This is a genomic window from Ramlibacter sp., from assembly GCF_035554825.1.
GTDB lineage: Bacteria > Pseudomonadota > Gammaproteobacteria > Burkholderiales > Burkholderiaceae_C > Ramlibacter.
The window spans coordinates 1-5,469 of sequence record NZ_DATMHS010000035.1; the positions used below are offsets into that span (position 1 = coordinate 1).

General features: G+C 69.6%; 4 protein-coding genes. All 4 read left to right on the top strand.

Translation table 11 applies throughout. From position 1 onward, the window contains the following. On the top strand, positions 1–1,811 hold a 1,811-nt coding region (locus VNT59_RS03400; RefSeq protein WP_325496630.1), incomplete at its 5' end, for a DNA translocase FtsK. Between the two features lie 205 nt (positions 1,812–2,016). Continuing rightward, positions 2,017–2,649 (top strand): outer membrane lipoprotein chaperone LolA, encoded by a 633-nt coding sequence (gene lolA / locus VNT59_RS03405; RefSeq protein WP_325496632.1) that lies wholly within the window; start codon positions 2,017–2,019, stop codon positions 2,647–2,649. A gap of 75 nt (positions 2,650–2,724) precedes the next feature. Further along, positions 2,725–5,067, top strand: coding sequence for a calcium-binding protein (locus VNT59_RS03410; RefSeq protein ID WP_325496634.1), 2,343 nt, complete (start codon positions 2,725–2,727; stop codon positions 5,065–5,067). 46 nt (positions 5,068–5,113) lie between these two features. Then, positions 5,114–5,469, top strand: a 356-nt coding sequence (locus VNT59_RS03415; RefSeq protein ID WP_325496636.1) for an AAA family ATPase, incomplete at its 3' end; no start/stop codon positions are given.

The following is a 5,469-nucleotide window of genomic DNA, read 5'->3' on the forward strand; positions in this document are numbered from 1 at the left end:
GCTTCGAAGGCTCGGGCCTGGTCGCGGTGGCCCTGCTCGTGCTGAGTGCCGCGGTGGTGTTCCGCTTCTCGTGGGCCCACGTGGCCGAGCGCATCGGCGCCCGCATCGAGGCCCTCGTGCAGAAGCGACGCGAGAAGCGCGAGATCGCGGAGGATGTCGCGCTGGGCCAGCAGGCGGCGCGTGAGCGCGAGGAGACCGTGCAGGTCGAACGCGTGGAGATCGAGGAGCACCACCCGACGCCCGTGCTGATCGAGCCGGTGGTCGCGGCGGTGCCCAAGAGCGAGCGCGTGGCCAAGGAACGGCAGAAGCCGCTGTTCACCGAGCTGCCCGACAGCAAGCTGCCGCAGGTCGACCTGCTCGACGCTGCGCAGGCGCGCCAGGAAACCGTGTCCGCCGACACACTGGAGATGACCAGCCGGCTGATCGAGAAGAAGCTCAAGGACTTCGGGGTCGAGGTCCGCGTCGTGCTCGCGCAGCCCGGACCCGTGATCACCCGCTACGAGATCGATCCCGCCACCGGCGTGAAGGGCTCGCAGGTGGTGAACCTGGCCAAGGACCTGGCGCGCTCGCTCAGCCTGGTGTCGATCCGCGTGGTCGAGACCATCCCCGGCAAGGCGCACATGGCGCTGGAACTGCCGAACGCCAAGCGGCAGTCGATCCGCCTGTCGGAGATCCTGGGCTCGCAGGTGTACAACGAGGCCAAGTCGATGCTCACGATGGGCCTGGGCAAGGACATCGTGGGCAATCCCGTGGTCGCCGACCTCGCGAAGATGCCGCACGTGCTGGTGGCCGGCACCACCGGTTCGGGCAAGTCGGTGGGCATCAACGCCATGATCCTGTCGTTGCTGTACAAGGCCGAAGCGCGCGACGTGCGGCTGCTGATGATCGACCCCAAGATGCTGGAGATGTCGGTCTACGAAGGCATCCCGCACCTGCTGTGCCCGGTCGTCACCGACATGCGCCAGGCCGCGAACGGGCTGAACTGGTGCGTCGGCGAGATGGAACGCCGCTACAAGCTCATGAGCAAGATGGGCGTGCGCAACCTGAGCGGCTACAACCACAAGCTGGATGAAGCGAAGGCGCGCGGCGAACTGATCGGCAACCCGTTCAGCCTGACCCCGGACAGCCCGGAGCCGCTCGACCGCCTGCCGCACATCGTGGTGGTGATCGACGAGCTGGCCGACCTGATGATGGTCGTCGGCAAGAAGATCGAGGAGCTGATCGCGCGGCTGGCGCAGAAGGCCCGCGCGGCCGGCATCCACCTGATCCTGGCGACGCAGCGCCCCAGCGTCGACGTGATCACGGGCCTGATCAAGGCCAACATCCCGACCCGGATCGCGTTCCAGGTCTCCAGCAAGATCGACAGCCGCACCATCCTCGACCAGATGGGCGCCGAAGCGCTGCTCGGCATGGGCGACATGCTGTACATGGCCAGCGGCACCGGGCTGCCGACCCGCGTGCACGGCGCCTTCGTCAGCGACGAGGAAGTGCACCGCGTGGTGTCGTACCTGAAGGAGCAGGGCGGCGAGCCGAACTACATCGAAGGCATCCTCGAGGGTGGGACCGTGGACGACGACGGCGACCTGCTGGGCGGCGACGGCGCTTCGGGCGAGAAGGACCCGATGTACGACCAGGCCGTGGAAGTGGTGCTGAAGAACCGCAAGGCGAGCATCTCGCTGGTCCAGCGGCACCTGAAGATCGGCTACAACCGCGCCGCGCGGCTGGTGGAGGACATGGAAAAGGCCGGGCTGGTCAGCGCCATGAGCGGCAGCGGCCAGCGCGAGATCCTGGTGCCCAGCCGCACGGAGTAGGCCGGGGCGTTCCGGGCAGTTGTCCGACCCGACCGTGGGACCCAGGCCGATGGGCCGGCGCCTTCCGGCAGGAGACACTCCTTGAAACAGATGTCCTGCCCCGCTTGACCGGGCAGCCATGTGGGTGGGTGATGCTGCCGGCTCACCGCTTCGCCTGCCTGCGACAGGTCCGCCCGCACAACACGACCATTCGCCCTGGAGTTCCATGAAACGATCGATTGCATTCCTTCTCCTCAGCGGCTGCCTGCTGGCGGCGCAGGCCTCCGGCCTGGACGCGCTGGAGCACTTCGTCAAGTCGGTCAAGACCGGCCGCGCCGAGTTCACCCAGGTCGTCACCTCGCCGGCGCGCGAGGGCCAGACCGCCAAGACGAAGAAGTCGGCGGGCACCTTCGAGTTCGCCCGCCCGAACCGTTTTCGCTTCAATTACAAGAAGCCGTTCGAGCAGACCATCGTCGCCGACGGCCAGACGCTCTGGCTGTACGACGCCGACCTGCGGCAGGTGACCGCCCGCAAGCAGGCGCAGGTGCTGGGATCGACACCGGCGGCCCTGATCGCTTCCGCGCCCGACCTGGCGACCTTGCGCCGGGACTTCGACCTGCAGGCGGCCGCCGACCAGGGCGGGCTGCAGTGGGTGCAGGCCACGCCCAGGGCCAAGGAGGGGCAGCTCCACAGCATGCGCGTCGGCTTCCGCGGGGATGAGCTGGCGGCGCTGGAGATCCTGGACAGCTTCGGCCAGCGCTCGCTGCTGACCTTCGACAAGATGGAAGCCAACGCGGCCGTGGGCCCGGAGGTGTTCAACTTCAAGCCACCGCAGAACGCGGACGTCGTGAAGCAGTAGGGGTTTGTCTCTTGCGGTTACCAGACGTGTTTCGTATAACGCGATGTTTCGCCAACAGCGCGTTTGGGAGCCGTCATGGAGATCCAGGGCAGCGCAGCCGATGACTTTCTGACCGGAACATCCAGCGCCGACCAGCTCCGCGGCGGGGCCGGCAACGACACCCTGCTGGGCGCAGCCGGCGACGACCTGCTCGAAGGTGGCCCCGGCGACGATTGGCTGCAGGGCGGCAGCGGCAGCGATTCCCTGGACGGCGGGGCCGGGCTCGGCGACACCGCCGACTACTCCGATGCGCCCGGCGCCGTCGGCGTCAATCTCTGGTGGAACGTCCAGACCGGCGATGCCGCCGGCGACAGCCTCACCAACATCGAGCACCTCACCGGCTCGGCCTTCGACGACGCGCTGTTCGGCAACGAGTTCGGCAATTCGATCGCCGGCGGCGCCGGCAACGACACGATCTACGGCCTGTCCGGCAACGACACGCTGTCCGGCGGCACCGGCAGCGACTGGCTGGACGGCGGCAGCGGCGCGGCCGACTTCGCCAGCTACGCCGACGCCACGGCGGCGGTGGACGCCGACCTGGGGATCGGCAGCGCGACCGGCGGCGCCGGCAGCGACACGCTGGTCAACATCGAGGGCCTGATCGGATCGGCCTTCGGCGACCGGCTGAACGGCGACGACTGGGACAACATCCTGCGCGGCGGTGCCGGCAACGACACCTTGAACGGCGGCGCCGGAGACGACGTCATCGCCGGCGGTTCGGGCGACGACGCCATCCAGGGCGGGATCGGCAGCGACACGGCGGACTATTCCGTCGCCGGCAGCGCCTCCGGCGTGGTCGTCGACCTGGTCGCCGGCGCGGCGTCGGGCGGCGCCGGCAGCGACACGCTCGGCGGCATCGAGAACGTCGTCGGCTCCGGCTTCGGCGACGCGATCACCGGCAACGCGGGGCCCAATTTCCTCGATGGCCGCGCCGGTGACGACCTGCTGACAGGCGGGGCGGGGCGCGACAGCTTCGTCGGCGGCGAGGGCAACGACAGCATCGACGGCGGCGCGATTCTCGATCGCGTCACCTACAGCGACCTGAACAGCGTCAGCTATGCCGCCTCCACCGCGGGCGTGCAGATCGATCTGGCCGCCGGCATCGGCACCGACGGCCTGGGCGGCGTGGACAGCCTGGCGAACATCAACGCCGTGATCGGGTCGGCGTTCGGCGACACGCTGCTGGGCAGCAGCGATGCGACGCTGTTCGAACTGTTCGAGGGCGGCCTGGGCAACGACAGCATCGATGGCGGGGCTCTCGATCCCGTGCTGCAGCGCAATTCCAACCAGGTCACCTACGCCGCGGCGATCGGCGCCGTCAGCGTCGACCTGGCCGCGGGCACCGCGTCCGGCGCGGCCGGCGCCGATACGCTGCTGCACATCAACCAGGTGATCGGCAGCAGCTTCGCCGACACGCTGCTTGGTTCCGACAGCGCGATGCCGGAGCTGTTCGAAGGCGGCATGGGCAACGACACCATCGATGGCCGCGGTGGCCTCGACCTCGTGCGCTACGAGGCCGCGATCGCCGGCGTGAAGGTCGATCTGGCGGCCGGAACCGCCAAGGACGGCCTCGCCGGCACCGACACCCTGCTGGGCATCGAAGGCATCCAGGGATCGCGCTACAACGACGTCCTCGCCGGCGGCAACGCCGCCAACGGCGCGGGCGCGCTCGACGGCCTGGAACTCTTCACCGGCAACGCCGGGAACGACACGATCGACGGCGGCGCCGGCTACGACGTGGCCGACTACCTGACCTCGACCTCGGGCGTGATGGTGACCCTCGGCGGGGCCGGCCAGGGCAGCGCCGCCGACGGCTGGGGCGGCGTGGACGTCCTCATCAGCATCGAAGGCGTGCGCGGCTCCGCGTACAACGACTGGCTGACGGGCAGCGATACCGGCGCCGTCGAGACCTTCGAGGGCGGCGCCGGCAACGACACGATCGATGGCCGCGCCGGCCTGGACATCGTCGACTACCGGTTCGCCCCGTCCGGGACCAGCGTGGATCTGGAGGCCGGCACCGCGCTCGACGGCTACGGCGCCAGAGACATGCTGAGCAACATCGAGGACGTGCGCGGTTCGACCTTCGCCGACCTGATCACCGGCACCCGCACCGCCAACCGGATCGAGGGCGGGGCCGGTGACGACACCATCGACGGCGGCGCCGGATTCGACACCGCCGTGTTCAGCGGCCCGCAGGCCGCGTACACCATCGTCAGGCGCGGCGTGTCGGTGACGGTGACCGGCCCGGACGGCGCCGACACCCTCAGCAACGTGGAAACCCTGAGCTTCAGCGACGGCGATCTGGTGCTCTGGGGTCCGGGATTGCACGGCAAGGGCGGGGCCGCGGTCGTCGGATCGTGGCCGGATCTGCTGGGGTAGGCCGCGGTCCGGCCGCCGGCCGGCGCATCTTGGCTATATTCGGCCGATGACATCGGCAGTCCCCGCCCCGCGCCAACCGCTGGCCGAACGCCTGCGCCCGCGCACGCTGGGCGAAGTGATCGGCCAGCAGCACCTGCTCGGCGAAGGCATGCCGCTGCGCATCGCCTTCGAATCCGGGCAGCCGCACAGCTGCATCCTGTGGGGGCCGCCCGGCACCGGCAAGACGACGATCGCTCGGCTGATGGCCGACGCGTTCGACGCCCAGTTCATCCAGATCAGTGCCGTGCTCGGTGGCGTCAAGGACATCCGCGAGGCCGTCGAGCAGGCGCAGCTGGCCCAGGGCACGGCCCTGGAGAACGCCGCCGGCGCTGCCGGCCGGCGCACCATCGTGTTCGTCGACGA